The sequence below is a fragment of the Halotolerantifilum yawarlongkerapense genome (assembly GCF_054506745.1).
Map to the genome: position 1 here is coordinate 369,778 of NZ_CP199719.1, position 21,058 is coordinate 390,835.

At 56.5% G+C, this 21,058-nt stretch carries 21 protein-coding genes; all 21 read right to left on the minus strand.

What is annotated here, in order from left to right; genetic code table 11:
• Position 1: 1 nt before the first annotated feature.
• The 21 genes from ACULM0_RS01820 to ACULM0_RS01920 all read right to left on the minus strand — a co-directional run bounded on the left by ACULM0_RS01820 (position 2) and on the right by ACULM0_RS01920 (position 20,957).
• Positions 2-613 (minus strand): MBL fold metallo-hydrolase, encoded by a 612-nt coding sequence (locus ACULM0_RS01820; RefSeq protein ID WP_463678751.1) that lies wholly within the window; start codon positions 611-613, stop codon positions 2-4.
• Between the two features lie 2 nt (positions 614-615).
• Entirely contained in the window at positions 616-1,065 is a 450-nt protein-coding gene (dtd, locus tag ACULM0_RS01825; RefSeq protein ID WP_463678752.1) for a D-aminoacyl-tRNA deacylase, read from the minus strand.
• Between the two features lie 11 nt (positions 1,066-1,076).
• A complete protein-coding gene (locus tag ACULM0_RS01830) occupies positions 1,077-3,239 on the minus strand; it encodes a RelA/SpoT family protein (RefSeq protein ID WP_463678753.1) in 2,163 nt (720 codons plus the stop codon).
• A 134-nt stretch (positions 3,240-3,373) separates the two neighbouring features.
• Positions 3,374-3,886 (minus strand): adenine phosphoribosyltransferase, encoded by a 513-nt coding sequence (locus ACULM0_RS01835; RefSeq protein WP_463678754.1) that lies wholly within the window; start codon positions 3,884-3,886, stop codon positions 3,374-3,376.
• A 9-nt stretch (positions 3,887-3,895) separates the two neighbouring features.
• On the minus strand, positions 3,896-6,178 hold the full coding sequence (gene recJ, locus ACULM0_RS01840) for a single-stranded-DNA-specific exonuclease RecJ (RefSeq protein ID WP_463678755.1): 2,283 nt from the start codon (positions 6,176-6,178) through the stop codon (positions 3,896-3,898).
• Between the two features lie 3 nt (positions 6,179-6,181).
• Positions 6,182-6,574: a LapA family protein gene (locus ACULM0_RS01845; protein ID WP_463678756.1), complete on the minus strand. Its 393-nt coding sequence runs from the start codon at positions 6,572-6,574 to the stop codon at positions 6,182-6,184.
• Positions 6,575-6,627: 53 nt separating this feature from the next.
• A complete protein-coding gene (gene secF, locus ACULM0_RS01850) occupies positions 6,628-7,494 on the minus strand; it encodes a protein translocase subunit SecF (protein WP_463678757.1) in 867 nt (288 codons plus the stop codon).
• Positions 7,491-8,795, minus strand: a complete 1,305-nt coding sequence (gene secD, locus ACULM0_RS01855) for a protein translocase subunit SecD (RefSeq protein ID WP_463678758.1) — start codon at positions 8,793-8,795, stop codon at positions 7,491-7,493. The genes secF and secD overlap by 4 nt, the downstream gene beginning before the upstream one ends.
• Positions 8,792-9,316: a gamma carbonic anhydrase family protein gene (locus tag ACULM0_RS01860; protein WP_463678759.1), complete on the minus strand. Its 525-nt coding sequence runs from the start codon at positions 9,314-9,316 to the stop codon at positions 8,792-8,794. Before ACULM0_RS01860 ends, secD begins: the two co-directional genes overlap by 4 nt.
• 8 nt (positions 9,317-9,324) lie before the next feature.
• On the minus strand, positions 9,325-10,674 hold the full coding sequence (gene scfB / locus ACULM0_RS01865) for a thioether cross-link-forming SCIFF peptide maturase (protein WP_463678760.1): 1,350 nt from the start codon (positions 10,672-10,674) through the stop codon (positions 9,325-9,327).
• Between the two features lie 59 nt (positions 10,675-10,733).
• Complete coding sequence (scfA, locus tag ACULM0_RS01870) at positions 10,734-10,871, minus strand: six-cysteine ranthipeptide SCIFF (RefSeq protein ID WP_463678761.1); 138 nt, start codon at positions 10,869-10,871, stop codon at positions 10,734-10,736.
• 67 nt (positions 10,872-10,938) lie between these two features.
• On the minus strand, positions 10,939-11,196 hold the full coding sequence (yajC, locus tag ACULM0_RS01875; RefSeq protein ID WP_463678762.1) for a preprotein translocase subunit YajC: 258 nt from the start codon (positions 11,194-11,196) through the stop codon (positions 10,939-10,941).
• A 65-nt stretch (positions 11,197-11,261) separates the two neighbouring features.
• The gene (tgt, locus tag ACULM0_RS01880; RefSeq protein WP_463678763.1) at positions 11,262-12,374 is read right to left on the minus strand and encodes a tRNA guanosine(34) transglycosylase Tgt; all 1,113 of its coding nucleotides are present in this window, start codon (positions 12,372-12,374) and stop codon (positions 11,262-11,264) included.
• Positions 12,358-13,422 (minus strand): tRNA preQ1(34) S-adenosylmethionine ribosyltransferase-isomerase QueA, encoded by a 1,065-nt coding sequence (gene queA, locus ACULM0_RS01885; protein WP_463678764.1) that lies wholly within the window; start codon positions 13,420-13,422, stop codon positions 12,358-12,360. Before queA ends, tgt begins: the two co-directional genes overlap by 17 nt.
• Before the next feature lie 14 nt (positions 13,423-13,436).
• Positions 13,437-14,714, minus strand: a complete 1,278-nt coding sequence (locus tag ACULM0_RS01890; RefSeq protein ID WP_463678765.1) for a SpoIID/LytB domain-containing protein — start codon at positions 14,712-14,714, stop codon at positions 13,437-13,439.
• A complete protein-coding gene (ruvB, locus tag ACULM0_RS01895) occupies positions 14,711-15,742 on the minus strand; it encodes a Holliday junction branch migration DNA helicase RuvB (protein WP_463679843.1) in 1,032 nt (343 codons plus the stop codon). Before ruvB ends, ACULM0_RS01890 begins: the two co-directional genes overlap by 4 nt.
• Before the next feature lie 12 nt (positions 15,743-15,754).
• Positions 15,755-16,357: a Holliday junction branch migration protein RuvA gene (gene ruvA, locus ACULM0_RS01900; protein ID WP_463678766.1), complete on the minus strand. Its 603-nt coding sequence runs from the start codon at positions 16,355-16,357 to the stop codon at positions 15,755-15,757.
• Between the two features lie 99 nt (positions 16,358-16,456).
• Positions 16,457-17,077, minus strand: a complete 621-nt coding sequence (locus tag ACULM0_RS01905; protein ID WP_463678767.1) for a DNA alkylation repair protein — start codon at positions 17,075-17,077, stop codon at positions 16,457-16,459.
• A 183-nt stretch (positions 17,078-17,260) separates the two neighbouring features.
• Entirely contained in the window at positions 17,261-19,750 is a 2,490-nt protein-coding gene (locus ACULM0_RS01910; protein ID WP_463678768.1) for a heavy metal translocating P-type ATPase, read from the minus strand.
• A gap of 15 nt (positions 19,751-19,765) precedes the next feature.
• Positions 19,766-20,056, minus strand: a complete 291-nt coding sequence (locus ACULM0_RS01915; protein WP_463678769.1) for a metal-sensitive transcriptional regulator — start codon at positions 20,054-20,056, stop codon at positions 19,766-19,768.
• A 133-nt stretch (positions 20,057-20,189) separates the two neighbouring features.
• Entirely contained in the window at positions 20,190-20,957 is a 768-nt protein-coding gene (locus tag ACULM0_RS01920; RefSeq protein ID WP_463678770.1) for an alpha/beta hydrolase, read from the minus strand.
• Between the last annotated feature and the right edge of the window lie 101 nt (positions 20,958-21,058).

Below are 21,058 nucleotides of genomic sequence, written 5' to 3' on the forward strand. Positions count from 1 at the left end.
CCTAGCGCACGTACGGGTTGTGCTTCTTCTCGTGACCGATGGTCGTGGCCGGACCGTGGCCGGGGTAGACCTTCGTCTCATCGGGAAGTCGGTAGAGATTCTGTTTGATCGAGCGGACGATCTCAGCCTGGTCCCCGCCGTGCAGGTCCGTGCGTCCGATGGACTCGAGAAAAAGCGTATCCCCTGAAAAGAGCACGTCGCCGAAGCGGTAGGACAGGCCACCCTTCGTATGTCCGGGTGTACCGATGACCTCGACGGTCATGCCGGCGAAGGGAAAGCTGTCCCCGTGGCTGAAGGTACCATCGGCATCGAGCGTCGTCTCCCCACCCGTGTGCGCCGACAGGTTCAGCGCTGCGTTCGTGATCATCTCCACATCGCCCTCCCCAACATGTAAGGGACAGTCGTAGCGCTTGACCAGTGGTTTTACGCCGCCGATGTGGTCCCCGTGTCCGTGGGTCAGGAGGATCGCCTTGGCTTTCAGCTCATTTTTATCGAGGAAGCCGATCACAGGGGACGGATCGCCACCGGGATCGACGATCAGGGCCTCGCTCTCGTGGCTGACCACATAACAGTTGGTCTGCAGGGGGCCCAATTGAAAAATTTTTATTTCCATGGTTAAAACTCCTTCTTTGAATCGATGAGTAGTGTGACGGGTCCGTCGTTTTCGAGCCGGACCATCATATGGGCCTGGAAGGTACCCGTCTCGCACCGGATGCCCTCTTGTCTGATACCGGTGACGAAATCTTCGTACAAGGTCTCCGCCACCGCGGGCGGCGCGGCGCTAGTGAAGGCCGGTCTGCGCCCCTTGCGACAATCACCGTAGAGCGTGAATTGACTCACCGCCAGCATCTGGCCACCCACGTCCTTCAGGCTCAGGTTCATCTTCTCCTCGCTATCTTCAAAGATCCGTAGATTGCTGATCTTGTTCACCATGTAGGTCACATCGTCGGGACCATCCTCGGCGCCTACGCCGAGCAGGACCATCAGTCCTCTCTCCGATGCGCCGACGGTCTCCCCATCGACGGTCACAGAAGCCCCCGTCACCCGCTGCACGACTGCTCGCATCTTCTTCCTCCTTAGCTCGTCACCCGTTTGACCTCGATGATCTCGGGCATCTGCTTGAGTTTGGTCATCAGTTGTCTCAGTTGGTTCTTGTCCTTGATCTCAATCGTCAGGTTGATGATCGCGATCTGGTTCTTACCGATCTTGGCGTTGACACCCGTCACGGTCAAGGTCGTTTCAGAGATTATCGCCGTGATATCGGAGAGGAGGCCCTTGCGATCGGGTGCCACGATCTGCACCTCCGTCGAGTAGTTGTAGCTGACATCCTCGGACCACTGGACTTCGATAAAGCGTTTCTTCGTATCATCTGCCTTCTCAAAGTTGGGACAGTCGGCCCTATGGACAGTGATGCCACGGCCCCTTGTGATGTAGCCGATGATCTTGTCCCCGGGTACGGGGTTACAACACTTGGCGTAGCGCACGAGCACGTCGTCGATCCCTTGGATCTTAACGCCACTCTTGGAACCGCGTTTTTCTTCTTCGCGGGATTCACGCTTGATGTCGATGACATCAGGCGGCTCTTCCTTGTGCTGGTCCTTGTAGATCTCGCGGATCTTCGGGAGCACCTGGGTCATCTGGATGCCGCCGTAACCGATGGCAGCGTAGAGGTCCTCCACCTTCTTGACGCTAAGGCGCTTGAGGATCGGATCCATATACTTGTTGTCGCTGAGGACACCCGCACCGAAGCCCGCCTTGCGCACTTCCTTCTCAAGCATTTCCTTGCCCTTTTCGATATTCTCTGTCCGACGTTCTTTTTTGAACCAATGCTTGATCTTGTTCTTGGCATTGGTGGATTTGACGAACTTCAACCAGTCCCTAGAGGGACCATTGGCGTTTTTCGACGTCAGAATTTCCACGATCTCGCCGTTCTTGAGCTTGACATTAAGGGGGACGATCCGACCGTTCACCTTGGCCCCCACGCACTTGTTCCCCACGGCGGAGTGAATCTTATAGGCGAAATCAACGGGTGTAGCGCCGGCGGGCAGATTGATCACGTCACCCTCTGGCGTGAAGACGAAGACCTCATTGTTGAAGAGGTCGAACTTCAGGCTCTTCATAAACTCACTCGGGTCGTTGAGCTCGCCCTGCCACTCCATCATCTGACGGATCCAGCTAAGCTTCTCCTCCATCTGGTCGCCCCTGTGGCTCCCTTCCTTGTACTTCCAGTGGGCCGCGATTCCATACTCGGAGACGTGGTGCATCTCCCAGGTGCGGATCTGGATTTCAAAGGGCTCGCCTCGGTCTCCCATGACCGTGGTGTGCAGGGACTGGTACATGTTAGATTTGGGCATGGCGATATAGTCCTTCACCCGACCGGGGAAGGGCTTCCACATGGCGTGCACGATCCCGAGCACGCTATAGCAATCGGCCACGGAGTTGACGATGATCCGGATAGCCGTGATGTCGTAGATTTCCTCGAAGGTCTTAGACTGGTGATGCATCTTCTTGTAGATCGAATAGAAGCTCTTGGGCCTACCGTAGATATCGTAGTCAATATTGTTCTCATCGAGTTCGATCGCCAACTTTTCGATGACCCCATTGATCACCTGCTCGCGCTCGTGACGCTTCTTGTTGACGAGAGTACGTAGCTCCTCGTAGCCCTCGGGGTCGAGGAACTTCAGGCTGATGTCCTCGAGTTCCCACTTTACCTTGGCGATACCGAGCCGGTGGGCAATGGGAGCGTAGATCTCGAGGGTCTCCTTCGCCTTCTCCCGTTTCTTCTTGGGCGTCATGTACTCCAGGGTACGGATATTGTGCAGACGGTCGGCCAGCTTGATGAGGATCACGCGGATATCCTTGGCCATGGCCAAGAACATCTTGCGGTAGTTCTCCACCTGACGTTCTTCCTTGGTCTCGTAATGAATCTGACCGAGCTTGGTCACACCATCGACCAGATTGGCCGCATCTTCCCCGAAATTGGATTTCACATCTGCTGTGGTGATGTTGGTGTCCTCCACCACATCGTGCAGAAGGGACGCGATGATCGTGTCCTCATCCATGTTAAGTTCCGCCAAGATCAGCGAAACCTCGACGGGATGGATGAAGTAATCCTGGCCGGATTTCCTTTTTTGGCCGAGATGAGCCATCTCGCCAAAGTTGTAAGCCTTGGCGATCCGGTCGAGGTCGTACTTGTCATTGTATTTATTGAGTTCGTCGAGATAGTCTTTCAACAACATGATTTCGCACCTTCAGACGTCTTGATAGTCATTTTCGTATGACACTCATTATATCGAAAAGAATCGGATGTTTCAACAACCGTACACGGTCGGCTCAAAAAATGTTGAAGTCCACCCTTGGGCGGACCTCATGGCTATTCCTTGATAATGGATCGGACGTCGTATCCCTCGAGCATCTCGCGACCTTTGAGAAAACCGAGTTCGATCAAAAAGACCAGACCGACGACTTCGCCGCCGAGGGCCTCGATCATCTCCACGACCGCTTTGGTCGTCCCCCCCGTGGCGAGCAGATCATCGGCGATCAGTACCTTTTGACCGGGCCGGATGGCATCCTTGTGCATCTCGAGCACGTCGGTACCGTACTCTAGCTCGTACTCGTAGCGCAGAGTCTCCGCGGGCAGTTTGCCCGGCTTACGAATGGGCACAAAGCCCTTTTTCATGGCATAGGCCATGGGCGTGCCCACGATGAAACCGCGCGCCTCGGGACCCACGATCAGGTCGAAGTCAAGATCCGATACCTGGTCGATCATCGTATCGATGGCATCTCTCAGTCCCTCGGGATCTTTGAGTAGTGTGGTGATATCTTTAAATGAAATCCCTTTCTTGGGAAAGTCTTCGATCACGCGAATTTTCGCAGTAAAGTCCATACTTGCCTCCTATTGATTGAGGATCTCGGCGTACCGCCGGTGAACGGCCGTGTGTTCGAGATCAATTTTCTTCTTGGGGCGGTGCTTCTCCTTCACAGTGATGAGATGCCCGTCCAATTCGTAGGTTAAAAGTGACAAACGCCCGAGTAGATCGAGCCCGATCAAGATTTTGGCAGCGGTGAGACCCAGTTGCTTGACCAGATCATCGATGCCGGTGGTGCCGACCTCGATCCGGTAAATGTCCAGGAGCTCCTCCCGATTTGGCATAAAATGCTCGGCCGGTTCCATGTAGCGCGTCAGGGGTTCCTTTTCATACACGAGATAACGCGTATCGAAGGGCCGGTCGTAAAAGCTCAGTGCTTCCGGCGCGAACCGCGAGAGCTCTTTGAGCGTTGGCAAGAGAAGGATTCTCTCCTCTTCGAGCTTGCCTTCGATCACATCCCGGTATCCCTCTAGGGTAAAGATACAGAGGTGGGGTGTCCGTTCCTCGGGATGGGCGTAGCGCCAATCGGCGCGGCCATGGTTGGCCAACACCATGCGGCCCTGGTCCAGGGAGAAGAAGATCCCCTTCTTCGTAAAGGGCAGGTGATCCTCCGAGGGACGTCTGAGATCTCTTACCAAGAGCTGTAGGGTCACGGTGCCGTTGTACTCGTTGCGCTCAAGATGACCCACGAGATCGAGGACCTCTCCCTCCGAAATGGGAAAATCCTCATCGATCATGCGAAAGCCGATGGCATCGAGACTCCTGCCGTCTTTCACAAGGGTGAGCTTGAGGTGGTCACGTTGCTTGCCCACGGCGCGTCGCTGGGCTACTTTCATCTGTTTGAAGTGGAGCAGCGGTCGCGGGTTCTTGACGCCAAAGGGCTCGAGACGGTTCATCTCATCGAGAAAGTCAAAGTGCAGGGCCCTGGCGTCCACCGTGAGGTCGTAGACGACCTTGCGGTAGAAACAGCTCTCGTCGTAGGTGGACAGCTCTTCGTTGACCGCCCGGACGAAGGGCGCCACATTCTCGGCCGTCATGGACAGTCCGGCTGCCATCTCGTGGCCACCGAACTTCAGGAAGAATTTCTTGTAGCGCGACAGGATCTCGAAAAGATTGAGATCGTCGATCGAACGGGCCGATCCCTTGGCAATGCCATCGTCCTCTAGGTTGAGGACCATGCTCGGTCGGTGGAAGCGCTGGGTGAGCCGCGAGGCCACAATACCGATCACGCCGTGGTGCCAGTTTCGGCCTTGGACGATAATCATGCGTTCTGTCGCCAGGTCCACGTGCTTATCGATGTAGTCGAGGGCCTCGTTGAAAATCGCTTCCTCGATGGCCCGGCGCTCATCGTTCATGGCGTTCATTTTCTGGGCCAGCGCGATGGCCTCCGATTGCGAGCGTGTCATCAGTAGCTTCACGCCGATCTGTGGTTCGTTGATCCGCCCCGTGGCATTGATCCGGGGTCCCAGGTTGAAGGCAATGTGACTGGCCTCGATCCGCTGTTTTTCCAGACCGCTCACCTGGTAGAGCTCATAAAGTCCGATGTGCCGGCGGCGGTTCAATTCCTCGAGGCCCCTGGCCACGATGATCCGGTTCTCATCGACAAGCGGCGCGATATCCGCCACCGTCCCCAGGGCCGTGATCCCGATATAGGTATCGATGGTGGAGAAGAAATGATCGTTCCCCAACAGGGCGTGGACGAGCTTGAGGGCCACGCCTACGCCCGCCAGCATGCGGAAGGGGTAATTCCCCACCTTGGGGTTCACGATGGCCACGCAGTCCGGTAGTGTTTCCTGTGGCTCGTGGTGGTCTGTCACGATCAGGTCGATCCCCAGCTCCTTGCAGCGCTCGGCCTCCTCCACTGAGGTGATGCCGCAATCCACTGTGATGAGGAGATCGCATCCCTTCTGATAGATGTTCTCGATGGCCTCGGCGTTCAGCCCGTAGCCTTCATCCTCCCGATCTGGGATATAGTAATCGGCTTTGCAACCGATATGATCAAAATAATGTAGCATCACGGAGATACTCGTGATCCCGTCCACATCATAATCACCATATACGGTGATGCGCTCCTTGTTCTTGAGGGCTCTTCGAATACGCCCTACGGCTTTGTCCATTTCTGGAAACAAAAAAGGATCGTGGAGATCCTTCAATGTGGGTTTCATGAAGGCCGATGCTTTTTCCGGCGTATCAAGCCCCCGTTTGACGAGTAAATCCGCCATGATTGGACTGACGTTGAGGGACCGCACGAGCCTTCGCGCTTTTTCGGGGTCTCCGATTCCCTCCCGCCATATTTTTTCATCCAACATGTATTACACCCTTCCCGTCTGCTCTCCTTCTTCCGAGACGGTGGGTTCCTCCTTCGCTTCGGTGTTCTCAACGACGACCTGGTCGCGTTCTTTCTCCAGGAGCTCTCGGCGCTGCTTCTCCGCTTCAACTTGAAGCACGAGCGCTTCCTTCTCCTTTTCGACAGCCGTCAGCTGCTTTTTCAGTTCCTTCATCTGCATGTTTTTCTTCACTTTCTTCACACTATCGAGCAAAAACACGATCAGTGCGCCGAAGACACTGGAAACCAAGATCACGATGGCCTGGCTCAGTTCAAATTGTCTGAACAGCAGGTTGATCGTCACCACGTTCGCGTTGAGTAACGCGAAAAGTGCCACGATGATCGCGAAGACCAATGAAATGATAAAGGTGATTTGCATCTGGGTGCCTCCTTTCCTCTTTTCTCCATTATACCCTCAACAGGCCGCTTTCACTAGACTCTTTTCGGTTTGAAGCGCGTTCTGAGCAGGGCCCAGGTGGGGCTGGCGATGAAAATCGATGAGTAGGTACCCACGATCACACCGGCGAAGAGCGGGAAGGCAAAGTCTCGAATGGACTCGAGACCGAGGAAATAGAGGCTGCCGATCACGAGACCCGTGGTCAGCGAGGTGTTGATACTGCGCGAGAGCGTCTGCTTCACACTGAGATCGGCGATATCGAAAAAGGTTCCCTTGGTGTGGTAGAGATTCTCCCGGATCCGGTCGAAGACCACGATGGTATCGTTGATCGAGTACCCGACGATGGTCAGGACCGCCGCGATGAAAGAAGAGTTCACCGGCACACGGAAGAGACTGTAGATGGCGAGCAAAATCGCCACATCGTGCACGAGGGCAAGAATGGCTGCGAAGCCGAACATCAATTCGAAACGGAACCAGATGTAGACGAGCATACAGACGGCTGCGGCCAGCACGGCAAAGAGCGCACGTTGCTGGATCTCCCCACCGATGGTGGGTCCGAACTGTTCCGCACCGAGGAAGTCCGTATCTTCAAGGCCATAGGCTTCTTGGAAGACAGAGAAAATCTCCATGCGGCTGGCGTTGTCGAGGGACTCACGGGTTTTGATGATAATCTCGTGGCGCTCCTCACCGGCGTGTACCACCTCTTCCTCCAGATCGAAGGGTGCCAGAAGCTCACCGATGGCGTCGAGGGAGACCTGCTCGTGCAGATCGATCTGAACCATCGTACCACCGGTGAAGTCGATCCCCAGGTTCACCCCGAAGATCACGGCGGCCAGAATACCCGCTAGAATAACCGCTGCAGAGAGGCCGAAGAACAGTTTGTGGTGTTTGATCATGTTCATGCTTTCTCGACCTCCTTATGACCGAAGTAACGTTTCTTGTTGAAAGCCTTAATCAGAATGATATCAAAGAGCATCGTGCGCGTCACGAAGACGGCCGTGATCATCGATGTGGCAATACCGATCATAAGCGTCACGGAGAAGCCCCTGATAGGCCCTTCCCCGAAGATGTACAGGATGATGGCGGCGATGATCGTGGTCACATTGGCATCCACAATGGTCCGCAGCGCCTTCTGGAAACCCGCCTTGATGGACGAGCGAAGCGTCTTGCCAACGGCCAGCTCCTCTTTGATACGCTCAAAAATGATGACGTTGGCATCGACGGCCATACCAAAGGACAGCACGATACCCGCGACACCCGGGAGGGTCAGCGTGGCGTCAAAGGCCGTCATGGTGAAGAGCACGATGGTGCCGTAGAGGACCAGGGCGAGGGCCGCCAGGACTCCGGGCAGGCGGTAGTACAGGATCATGTAGGCTACAACCAGCAGCAGACCGATCTGGGCGGCGTCGATGGCCAGTTTCAGCGAGTTGAGACCCAGGGTTGGTCCGATGACGGAGGTCTGGATCTCCTCGAGATTGACAGGTAGCGCACCCCCGCGGATGAGGGCCGCTAGGTTGCCGGCCTCTTCGAGCGTAAAGTTACCGCTGATAATGGCTTCCCCGCTCCCGATGATCACTTCCGTGACCGGGGCGCTGATCACAACCCCATCGAGTAAGATGGCGATCTGTCCGAAGCCTAGCTCCGATTCGACGGCCTTCCGCGTGGCTGCTTCGAAAGCCCGCGTGCCCTCGCTATCGAAGGTCAGGGACACGCCCGGGCGGTTGTCCTGGTCGTAGGCGATCTCTGCGTTTTCAACATTTTGTCCGGTGAGAACCGTCTCGGCGACGAAATCCTCACGCTGCTCGTCGATGGTCGTCATGTCATCGACATCCACCAAGGCGAACTCCAGCTGTGCTGTCCGTCCGATGACCGCGATGGCATCCCCGGCATTGTCGACGCCGGGTAGCTCGATGCGCAGGCGCTTTTCCCCTTGGACGGAGATGTTGGGTTCTGTCAGACCCAGTGCGTTCACGCGACGCCCGATGACACCCTTTGTCTGATCCATCAATCGCGTCAGTTCTGTTCCGGTGGCGTCTGTCTGGGCCTCGTAGACCACGACGACGCCGCCCTTGATATCCAAACCAAGGTTCATATCCTCGGCGATGGGCGCCACGCGGTAGTTCCCCACGCCGACCCCCGTCAGGGCTACGGTGACCATCAGGGCGATGAGCACCAGGATTCCCGCTAGTTTCACAGGCTTCATCTTGCGTCTCCTCCTTTTGACTCAGCATGGGTACGTGCCAAGCGCACGTACTCTTCTGCCGACTGGGCAATGTGCGCAATCTCATCTTCCGTCAGAGGCCGCACGACTTTTGCCGGTGTACCCATGACCATAGAGCCCGGCGGAATCACCGTGCCCGGTGTCACCACACTTCCGGCCGCCACGATCGAGTTAGCGCCGATCCTGGCGCCATTCAGGAGGATCGCCCCCATGCCGATCAACACGCGGTCGGCTATCTCGCAGGCGTGCACGATGGCCCCGTGACCGACGGTCACCTCGTCCCCGAGGATCGTCGGCTCGTCGCCAGCGATGTGTAGCGTGCAGTTGTCCTGGATGTTCGTACGCTTGCCGATCCGCACGAAGTTATCGTCCCCTCGGATCACGGTGCCGAACCAGATGCTGGCCGACTCAGCGACGCTCACGCGTCCGATGAGCTCAGCCGTCGGTGCGACGAACGCCGTGGAATGGATGTCGGGCGTATGTTCTAAATAGGGATACGTCATTTTGATGATCACTCCTCGAGCATCTCCATGGCCTTGAGGTAAATGGCATTTTCGATGCGATGCTTTTCCATTTCGCAACCCAGTGCGTAGGGTTCCGTCAGGTTTCCGTTGAAGTTATAGGCATTGGCATGGCAGCCGCCGGAGCAGTAGAACTTGGCCCAGCAGGCTTGACAGGTGGGCTTGTGGTAGACGTGGGCGGCCGCGAAATCATGGGTTTTTCTCATGGTGACCGGTTCCTCCATCACGCTACCCATCTTGAACTCCGGTTTGCCGACGAACTGGTGGCAAGGGTAGATTTCCCCCTCCGGGGTGATGGCCAGGTACTCCGAGCCGGCGCCACAACCGGAGACGCGTTTCACGGCGCAGGGGCCCTGATCGAGATCGATGGCGTAGTGGAAAAAGTGGAAGGGTCTCCCCGACCGGCGTCTTTCGATCATGGCCTCGGCCAAGCGATCGTAGGCCGCCTTGATGGTATCGAGGTCCGATTCCCTTAAGGCGTAGGCGTGGTGCGGTTCAGCCACGACGGGCTCCACCGAGGTCTCGTTGAAACCCAGGTCGTGCAGGTGAAGCACATCATCTGTGAAGTCCGCGTTAAAATGCGTAAAGGTGCCCCGGACATAGTAATTTCGTCCCCCCCGCCTGTCCACGAGCTCTTTAAACCTGGGTACGATCAGGTCGTAAGACCCGCGTCCGTTGGTGGTGGGGCGCATCCGGTCGTTGATTGTCCGGTCGCCGTCGAGACTCAGGACCACGTTGTGCATATTTTCATTGAGAAAATCGATGATCTCGTCATCGAGGAGCACGCCATTGGTGGTCAAGGTAAAGCGAAACCGCTTGTCCCTTCCCTTTTCCAGTTCCCTACCGTAGGCCACGAGCTCCTTGACCACTTCGAAGTTCATCAGCGGCTCCCCACCGAAAAAATCCACCTCTAGATTACGACGGTTGCCGGAGTTCTCCACGAGAAAGGCTAACGATCGTTTGCCGACCTCCAGGGGCATGAGGAGACGATCGCCCTCGAAATCCCCTTGGGAGGCAAAGCAATAGGTGCACCGCAGGTTACAGTCGTGGGCCACGTGCAGGCAGAGGGCCTTTACCACGGGTTGGTGGGCGTTGATTTTCTCGACGGGCATCCCGTCTTCAGAGAAAAGAAGGCCCTCGTCAATCAACTGCTTGACCTCTTCCTCCGATTCGCGCAGGGCCTTGGGACCAAACCGCATCTCCAGCATCTCGCGATTGTCCACTTGTTTTCCGTCGTGATGTGAGAGAACTGCGGCCGTCACGTCGTCGATCATGTGAACCGCCCCGCTGTGTACGTCGAGGGCGAAATAGTGTCCGCCTCTGGTGAATTGATGAATCAAAAAAACGCCTCCTCGCTAACGTGAAAAAAGCAGCCTAGGCTGCTTTGGGACTCTTGCACTTATTTTTCGCAGGACTGGTTTCCCACCGTGCAGCTCGTCTTGCATGCGGACTGGCACGATGTCTGGCATTCACCGCAACCGCCCGTCAACAGGGTGGACTTGAGGTTCCCGCGCGTGAGCGTCTTCACGTGTTTCATTCGATTTCCCTCCTACCATTATCAAAAAATCTTACCCAGACAGTATATCACATTGCCGGGCTGTTGGCTACTTATCTACGTTTCCGATCGCCCATTTTTTGATCTCGATCTGCGTTTCCCCGACCTTCAGGAGGATGTCATCTTCACTGATGCGTTTCACTTCACCCTTGATGCCACCGATTGTTGTTACGCGATCGCCATTTTTGAGCGCATCACGCATCTGTGCCAACTCTTTGTTCTTCTTTCTTTGCGGTCGGATCAAGAGAAAGTACATGAGTCCGAAAAGCGCTGCGATGTAAAAAATCTGGATCATAGCATTGTTCATAATTTGCCTCCTCGTATTTTTAAGTTCAAGACCATTCTACACTAATTTTCGGTGACCTTCAAAACTTAACCGTCGTATTCGTCGAAAAATTCTTTCTTGAAGGCCAGCAGGCGGTCTTCTCGAATCGCCTCGCGGATGTTCTCCATCAGGTGGAGGAGAAAATGCAGGTTGTGGATGGTAAAGAGTCGAGCCGACAGGATCTCGTTGGCTTTAAAGAGATGACGCAGGTAGGCCCTGGAATAATTGCTACAAGTGTAGCAGGAACAGGCCGCGTCCAACGGACCGAAGTCTTCTGTGTACTGGGCGTTCTTGATGCTGATCCGCCCCTTGCTCGTCATGGCCGTGCCGTTTCTAGCGATACGCGTCGGTAGCACACAGTCGAACATATCGATCCCGCGCTCCACCCCTGCAAAGAGAGCGTCTGGACTGCCCACACCCATGAGGTAACGGGGTTTGTCCTTGGGCAACCACTCCACGCTGTAATCGAGGACCTCGTACATGATGTCCTTGGGCTCCCCCACGCTCAATCCGCCCACGGCGTAACCGGGGAAATCGAGAGCCAGCAGTTCCTCGGTGCTCTGCTTCCTGAGATCCTTGTACATACCACCCTGGATGATCCCAAAAAGCGCTTGCTCGTCGGGACGGGCATGGGCTTCCTTCGATCGTTTTGCCCAGCGGGTGGTGCGCTCAAGGCTTTTCTTCACGTACTCGTGATCCGCAGGATAGGGCGGACACTCGTCGAAGGCCATGATGATATCGGCCCCGAGTGCGTTTTGGATGGCGATGGAATCCTCGGGGCGGATGAAATGATAGGAGCCATCGATATGTGACTGGAACTTGACCCCTTCCTCCGTGATCTTACGACTGTCGCCTAAGGAGAAAACTTGAAAGCCACCGCTATCGGTCAAGATGGGGCCGTCCCAGTTCATGAATCGATGCAAGCCCCCGGCCCGCTCGATCAAACCGTGACCGGGGCGAAGGAAGAGGTGGTAGGTGTTGGCCAGGATGATCTGGGCACCCAGATCCTTGACCTCTTCCGGTGTCATGGCCTTGACTGTGGCCTTGGTCCCCACGGGCATGAAGATCGGGGTCTCGATCTCCCCGTGCGGGGTGGTGATGTGCCCCAATCGGGCGCGCGTCTCCTTGTCTTCTTTTAACAGCTTAAAGGTCAGTGGCATGGTTCTCTCCTTCTGGATTCGTCGGTGGTTTGATCAACATGGCATCGCCAAAGCTGAAAAATCGATACGCTTCTTTTACAGCCGTGCGGTAGGCCTCAAGGGTACGCTCTCTACCGTAGAGGGCGCTGACCAGCATGATCAGGGTGGACTCCGGTAGGTGGAAGTTCGTGATCAGCCCATCGATACATTTGAACTGATAACCAGGATAAATAAAGATATCCGTCCATCCCTTGCTCGCCCGCACGACCCCAGACTCGTCCGCGATCGATTCGAGGGTTCTGGTGGAAGTAGTCCCCACGGCGATGACCCGTCCCCCCTTCTTCTTGGTCTCATTGATCAAGTCGGCTGTCTCTTCAGAAAGATCATAATACTCTGCGTGCATCTCGTGATCGGTGATCTCGTCGGCTTTTACCGGCCGAAAGGTCCCCAGCCCCACGTGGAGGGTCAGGGGGGCGATGCGGATGCCACGCGCCTTCAGCTGATCGATCAGGGCCTCGTCGAAGTGCAGTCCCGCCGTTGGCGCCGCTGCTGAACCCTCCTGCTTGGCATAGACCGTTTGGTAGCGATTCTTTTCCTTCAGTTCTTCCGTGATGTAGGGGGGCAGCGGCATATGCCCCAGCTCGTCTAAGATCTCCTCGAAGATTCCTTCGTAGTGCATCTGCACGATGCGGGTTCCGGCTTCACCGTGTTCCAGGATCTCGGCGATCAATCGACCGTCACCAAAGACGATCTCGTCGCCAATCTTGGCCTTGCGACCGGGCTTGACCATAGTCTCCCAGCGGTCGCCCGTCAAACGCTTGAGCAGTAGAAACTCAACGGCCGCCCCGGTCCTCCGCTTGCCGTAGAGGCGAGCGGGGAGCACCTTGGTGTCATTGACAACGAGCAGATCACCGGCCCTCAGTTCCTCGGTAAGATCGGAGAACTGTTTGTGTTCGATCGTCTCCTCGCCACGTTCGAGCACCATCAACCGAGAGGTCGGCCGATGGCGCAGGGGGACCTGCGCGATGAGCACATCGGGCAGGTCGAAATAAAAATCTTGTCGTTTCATATGCACGTAAACTCCTATCTCACTTCGGTGTTCGTATAGTAAAAGGTCAGGATCTCCTCGAAGGTCGCGCCCTCCTCGGCCATGGTTCGGGCGCCCCACTGGCTCATCCCGATTCCGTGACCGAAACCCTGACCGGCGAAGGTGATTTCATCGCCGGTGGTCTCCACTGCTGTGATGCCACGGTCCGTCGCCGCGTAGAGCGAACCACCGAGCGCTTCATCGCCCCCGATCGATCGCACCACGAGTCCACGGGTCTCACCGGCGCGTGAGGTGACGGCATCGCGCATGTACATGTTACCGCCAAAATCCACTTCATACCAGATGGACCGGAAGGTCGTGTAGCCAAAAATCCGGCGTACGGCTTCTTTCTCCAGCGTGACACTGTCGCGATTGCCCCGGAAGGTGATCCGCTGCACGCGAAAGTCCTGAGCCACTTCTTCTACGGTCACGGCAATCAGATCGCCGATCCGGTAACCGGCTTGCGCCAGGGTCCGCTCGATTTCCTCGCGGGTGTAGGTGGCCGACCAGCGTTCGCTGGGGGTGCCGTCACTGTAGGGATCGGGTTTGCCCACGAGATAGGCCGCGCCGCGCGACCAAACGTTCTCGACACTGGCCGTGTGTCCACCACTATTCGCATGGTAATAACACTGCACCAGGTCGTCCCCGTAATAAAGGCGTAAATCGGACGTTTCGTCGACGGCCCGGTTCGTTGCCGGTGCCTCGATGGCCATGCCACCGTAGACCTGACAGTCCGTGGTGTCGCAAAGATCGTACCCCTTCTCGGCATGTTTCGAACGACTGCTCTCGGCAAAATTGCGCGCGGCGATCGCCTGGGCTTTCAACGCTTCCAGCGGCCATGAAGGGGACATTTCTTTCGGCAGGACACCGTAGAGATAGTGATCCATCAGTACGAGGTTGATCCCCTGGACCCGGCCATTGTACAAACTGGCGGTGGCGCCGCCCCGGTAGCTGGTCCCGTCGATCACGACTCGTGAGGAGTCAAGGTCCTCACCGCGTGCGAAGAGCACCCAGTCACCTGTGGGCAGGGCCAAATTGCCCCCCGCATTCCCGCTGAGCACCAGTTTGCCGCCCGATTCCTCGATGACCACGCGCTGGTCCGGAAGGCTTGTCGCCGGTGAGCCGTCGGTCCACAGGTCAAAACCATCCTGGGATAGCACCACCACCGCACTGCCTTCGGTCACGCCGATCTTGAGGGAATCCTCGGCCGCAAAGGAGACGGTGGACAGGAGCAAGAAGGCTAAAAGGGTGAAAAAAATCTGTCTTTTCATCATTCGAACACCTCGTTCCAGTTGGTCAGGTCCCGCACCACTTCCAGGTGCAGGTGGTCATAGGCCTGAGCTGTCGCAACGCGTCCCCTGGGGGTGCGCTTGAGGAAGCCCTCCTGCAGAAGGAAGGGTTCGTAAACATCTTCGATCGTGGTGGATTCTTCTCCGGTGGCCGCGGCCAGGGTCTCTACCCCCACCGGCCCTCCCTCGAATTTCTCGATGATCGTCTTGAGGATTCCACGGTCCACAGCGTCGAGCCCACGGGCATCGATGTCGAGCATGGCGAGCGCAGCATCGGCGAGGGCCAGGGTAATTTTACCCTCACCCTTGACCTGGGCATAGTCGCGCACGCGCTTGAGGATCCGGTTGACCAGTCGCGGTGTGCCACGGCTCCTGCGTGCAATCTCTAGGCAGGCATCTTCGTGGATCGGTACGTCGAGAAGCTTCGCACTGCGATCGACGATGGCACGCAGTTCCTCCGGTCGATAGAGCTCGAGCTTGTTGATTACGCCGAAACGATCCCGGAGGGGAGCGGTCAGTTGTCCTGCTCGCGTTGTGGCTCCGATCAAGGTGAAACGTGGCAGATCAATGCGCACCGACCGGGCTGCCGGGCCCTTGCCGATCACGATATCGAGGACGTAATCCTCCATGGCCGGGTAAAGCACCTCTTCTACGTGTCGGCTGAGCCGGTGGATTTCATCGATGAACAAAACATCACGGTCCTCCAGGTTGGATAGAATTGCCGCCAGGTCGCCAGGACGCTCGATAGCGGGGCCTGAGGTGATCTTGATGTTCACACCCATCTCGTGGGCGATGATCATAGACAAAGTGGTCTTGCCGAGCCCAGGGGGGCCGTAGAGCAGCACGTGATCGAGCGGCTCATCCCGTAGGCGCGCAGCCTGCATGAAGATGGTCATTCTTTCCTTCACACGCTCCTGGCCAATGTAATCTACCAGTCGCTGGGGTCTCAAACCCCCATCATTCTCCTCGTCGCGATAGGTCACATCGGGGGTGACGAAGCGATTGGTCTCCATGAACTCCACGGATTAACGCCCTCCCTTCGCAGTCATGTTCCTGAGGGCGATCTTGACGATCTCCTGTGTGGATAGTTTCTCCACATCGACATTCTTCAGGAAGTACCTCACCTCTTCCGAAGTGAAGCCCAGTGCCGCCAGAGCATCGAAAGCCTCCGAGTGACCGGGTGAGGTGGAGACAATGGTGGCATCCGCGCCGACGACCTCGTAGTCTTTCTGGATCTTATCCTTGAGTTCGAGCACCAGGCGCTGGGCGGTCTTCTTACCCACCCCGGTTACCTTGGTGAGGGAGCCGTGATCCCCTGAGCCCAAGATTGATACAAGCTCCCCCATGCGGTAGGTACCCATGATGGCCAGGGCCACCTTCATGCCCACCCCACTCACCGACGTCAGCAGGTGAAAAAGCGAGCGTTCCTCACGGCTGGCGAAACCCACCAGCTGCATACTATCTTCCTTCACCACTAGTTCTGTATAGATTGTTCTCATTTTCGGGTCCTGTCCCACATCGCGAAGTGTCTCCGTCGAAGCCATCACCTTGTAACCGGTATGACCGCAAGCAAGCACAAAGCTCATCTCCTCCACGTGGACCACATCACCCGTTAAGTAGTCGTACATCAGCATCACTCCTACCTCTCATCATACCACAGGAAAGCCCAAAACGAAACGGAATCAGGGTCCTTCAAAGCGTTCTTCCCGCGTCATTTCCCTTCTTGGTCAAAGGTACTTGGATGCCTCCCGGCGGGTCAATGCGGGGAGATCGCTTTCTCCGAGGAAAGAGCCCACCGTCTCGGGGGCCGTTTTGCTGTAGGCCCGCAGGGCCCATCCCATGGCCTTGGCGATGAAAAAAGTCTTCTCCCCACTGTAGGTTCGGATCAGATCGAAGAGAAAGACCTCATCGGTTTCTTCCTTATACTTCAGCTGATGAAGGAGTAGCGCCCTGGCGTGCCAAGTGGAACGCCTGTGGTCGATCTGATCCCGCTCTTCAGGGAAGAGCTTGAGAAAATCTCCCAGAGCATTCGCGGCCACACTGTCCACCGTATCCCACCAGGGCGCATGGCAAAGAACCCAATCGATCGCTGCAAGGTCCTCCCGCTTCAGTTTCTTGCCCCGGGCATTGATCAAGTCACAGGCCACGTAGTGCATCTCGCGCTCAGGATAGCCGTAGCAGGCCACCGCGAGGGTAAGCAGGGGCATCTCCTTGAGCCCAGGAAAGGCTCTCAAATGGTCGGCAAGCATCCGTCGCCGGGGACCGGCCTGTATCCCCAAGAAGGGAAACTGGTCCTTCATGTAGGTACGCATGGGGCCGCTCTTCTCGGGGTCAGCTTCCTTTTTCATCTCTTGGTAGAGTCTATCGATGGAGATCGTCCCCTCCTCCTTTCTCGGTAAAAAAAATCCCCCCGCCTGTTATGAAGGGGCGGAGGGAACTATTTATCGACGGTCAAGTGCCCTTTTTAAGAGCGGTTGTTCACATGACCAGTATACCATACTCTATTGGTTTTTTTCTATGGTTCCTTGCATTCAGGCCGCGTCTTTTAGAACCTCCGGACGAATGTCCACGCGCTTGAGGCGCAGGGAATTGTAGACCACGTTGAGGGAGCTCACGCTCATGGCGGCGGCTCCGATCATGGGGTGGAGGAGCCCGAGCATGGCCACGGGAATGGCCACAGCGTTATAGAACCATGCCCAGAAATAATTCTCCTTGATCTTGCGGAAGGTTGCGCGGGAGAGGAGTATGGCAGACAGAATTCCGCCGAGCTCGCCCTTCACGAGAGTGACATCGGCCGCTTCGATGGCGATGTCCGTACCCGTTCCGATGGCGATCCCAATATTGGCTTGCTTCAGAGCCGGCGCATCGTTGATCCCGTCACCCACCATGGCGACGATCCCATGGGATGCCTGTAGGCGCTTGACCTCGTCCACCTTGCCTTCGGGTAGCACTTCTGCGATGACGTGGTCGACACCGGCACGGCGCGCGATAGCAGCCGCCGTCCTGCGGTTGTCACCGGTGACCATAGCCGTTTCGATGCCCAGTTTGTGCAGGGCGGCGATGGCCGGTGCAGAGTCTTCCTTGATCGGATCGGCCACGGCAACGAGACCCATCAGGCGGGTGCCTTCGGCGGCCAGCATGACCGTTTTGGCTTCTTCCTCAAGGTTGGCAATCGCCTTTTCCCAGGCGTCAAAGGTGACACCCTCGCTTTCCATGAGCTTGCGGTTGCCGAAAAACAGTTCCGTGCCATCCATCCGCTTGGCCCGGATACCGAAACCAGGAAGGGCTTCGAAGTCCATCACCTGGTTGGGCTTGATCTCCATTTTCTTCGTGTGATCGAGAATGGCGTTGGCGAGGGGGTGTTCCGAGCTGGCTTCCAAATCAGCGGCAAGCTGCCAAAGGTCGCTTTCTTCCACACCGTCGGCCACACGGGAATCTGTCACGGCCGGTCGACCCAGCGTGATGGTCCCGGTTTTATCGAAGATGACCATCTTGAGGTCCTTGAAAGTCTGCACGGCTTCACCGTTGCGGATCAGGATACCGTTCTCGGCTCCCATACCGCTACCGACCATCAAGGCCGTGGGCGTACCGAGTCCCAGGGCACAGGGACAGGCGATGACCAGTACGGCCGTTGCCGTGACAAAGGCCGTTGAAAGTGCATTGGCGCCTGGATTGACCCAGGGGAAATACTGGGCACCCCATTCCAAGATCCCCTGGTGAAAGGCCGGGAACAGGAGGTTCGAGGAGAAAACGAGGGCCGTGATGATCATGATAGCCGGTACGAAATAACCCGTGATCCGATCGGCGAACTCTTGGATCGGCACCTTGGAACCCTGGCAGGCCTCGACCAACTCGATGACCTGGGACAGGAAGGTATCCTTACCGGTTTTGGTGACGCGCACGCGAAGAATTCCCTGTTTGTTGATCGTAGCGCCGATGACCTCGTCGTCCACGGTCCGCTTCACGGGCATGGACTCTCCGGTGGCCATGGACTCGTCCACGGTGCTCATCCCCTCGACGACGACGCCGTCCGTCGGAATCTTTTCCCCGGGCCGAACGATCATCAGATCGCCAGGCTGCAGTTGCTCCACCGGGACCTGCATCTCTTCACCGTCGATCATGATGTTGGCGGTCTTGGCACCCATCTCGATCAGTTTTTTGATAGCTTGTGAGGCGCGCCCTTTGGCGCGCGTCTCCAGGTACTTACCGATCAGGTGGAAGGTCATGATACTGGTGGCCATCTCTGTGAAAGCCTGCAGTGGCATGAAGAAGGCCAATAGACCGATGAGGTAGGGCGGTACGGATCCCAGGCTGACGAGCACGTCCATGTTGGGGGACTTGTTCTTCAGCGCGTTATAACTGGCCCGGTGCACGTGTTTGCCCAGGTAGAAAATATTGGGCAGCGCTAGGATATTGATGATCCAGAGGTAGCCGGGAATTTTCGTGACGAACATATGAAGGATCATCAGCAACATGACGGTGCCCGACAGGGCGACAGAGTAGAGCATTTTTCGTTTGGCCTTCTGCATCATCTCTTCGTCTCGGTCGACGGCCTCTCTCCCCTTCTCCTCGGAAAGTAGCTGATAGCCCAGATCGTGCACGGCCTTTTCGATAAAGGCCCTGCGCACCAGTCGCACGTCATAGGTCACGGTCAGTTTTTCTGCCGCGAAGTTGATCGTGGCCGAGTCGATGCCCGCCATTTTACCGAGCTTTCGTTCGATGGCTGCCGAACAGGCCGTACAGGTCATGCCCGCCACCTTCATGGTTTCAGTTTTCGTGATTCCCTCTTCCTCCTCATCAGCCTCGACGGAAGTAAGGTCCGGCTGATAGCCCAGGTCTTCGATCAGGGAACCGATCTCCTCGATAGACAGCGCGCTATCGTCAAAGGAGACCATGAGCTTTTCCGTGGCGAAATTGATGGTAGCGGTATCCACCCCTTCGGTCTTGTTGAGCTTTCGTTCGATCGCTGCCGAGCAGGAGGTACAACTCATCCCGTCGACGCGTAAGCTTGTTTTTTTCATGGATTTTTCGCTCCTTTACTTGGCGATTTTTTTAAAGGTCGTCATGATCTCATCGGTAATCGTGGGGTCGCCCTCTTGGATCTGGCGGACCACACAGTGCTTGACGTGACTCTCGAGCAGCACGAGTTCAATGGACCGGAGGGCCGACCGTGCTGCCTCGAGCTGATGGATAATATCATCACAATAGGTTTCTTTTTCAATCAGTTTCTTGATCCCCCTGATCTGTCCTTCGACACGACTCAAGCGGTTGACCATACTCTTTTGCACTTCGAGGGAATGGGCTGATGCATGTTTGTCTTCGGCCATGGGTCTCCTCCTATCTCAAATGTGTATCATTCTCATTATCTGACCCCAGTATACCATACCCCCCTATGGTATGCAAGTGGTAAAAATGAAATCGTAAGACACCCGTTCCAGTGACTACGATCCCTTTCTCCCTCTAACGATCCGGACCCGTAAAATGATCGCTGAACCAGGCCACGGCGAGGTCTACCACCCGGTCCATATATCCAACACACCCGTGCCCGGCCCCCTCGATCACCTCGAGATGCGAGGACGCCGGTAGCCATTTCATCCCCGCGCGCGAGTGACCGAGCAAGGTCAGCTCCTCCTGGTCCTCAGCATGGTCCCCGTGGAGGATGAGCACCGGGCAGGCTACGGATGCAAGTAGCGCCTGCTGGTCAATTTCTTCAAAGTCACGGAGCATCTGGTGTCCCAGCTTACGCAGACTTCCGTTCTCCATCTGGAGCGTCATCACACCCTCGCGCTTCAACTCCTCCATCTTCTCGCTTGGGAAGATAGCATCCCAGTCGTAGTGCATGTTGTGGGTCAGGGCGCCCATGAGGACCATGGTACGGATCCCCTCGTCCGCGCACCTGAGGCAGATGTAAGATCCGAGGCTGTTGCCGAAAAGACCGATTTGTCGGTAGCCTCTACCGCGTGCCCACTGAAGGGCCGCGCGCAGATCGTCCACCTGTCCCGCAGCGCTGAGGATGGCGGGATCGGACCCCCCACTACCTGAAAAATCAAAGGCCAGGGCAGAGATCCCCGCCTTGGCCAGGGATCCGGCCATGCGTTCGAAACGCCCCTGCGAGGATTTGTCATTGAGAAAACCGTGGGCCAAGATCACGATACGCTCGCCATCGGCCTGATAGAGATAGCCCACCAGCAACTGCTGATGCGTATTGAAAAATCGAACGTCTTCCATGCTATTTCCCCCCCTAGTTAACAGCTCCTTCTACCATACCATAATTTCGTATTTCTAGACGCCGATGAAGAAGAAGACGCCAAAAACTCCAGTTATGAAGA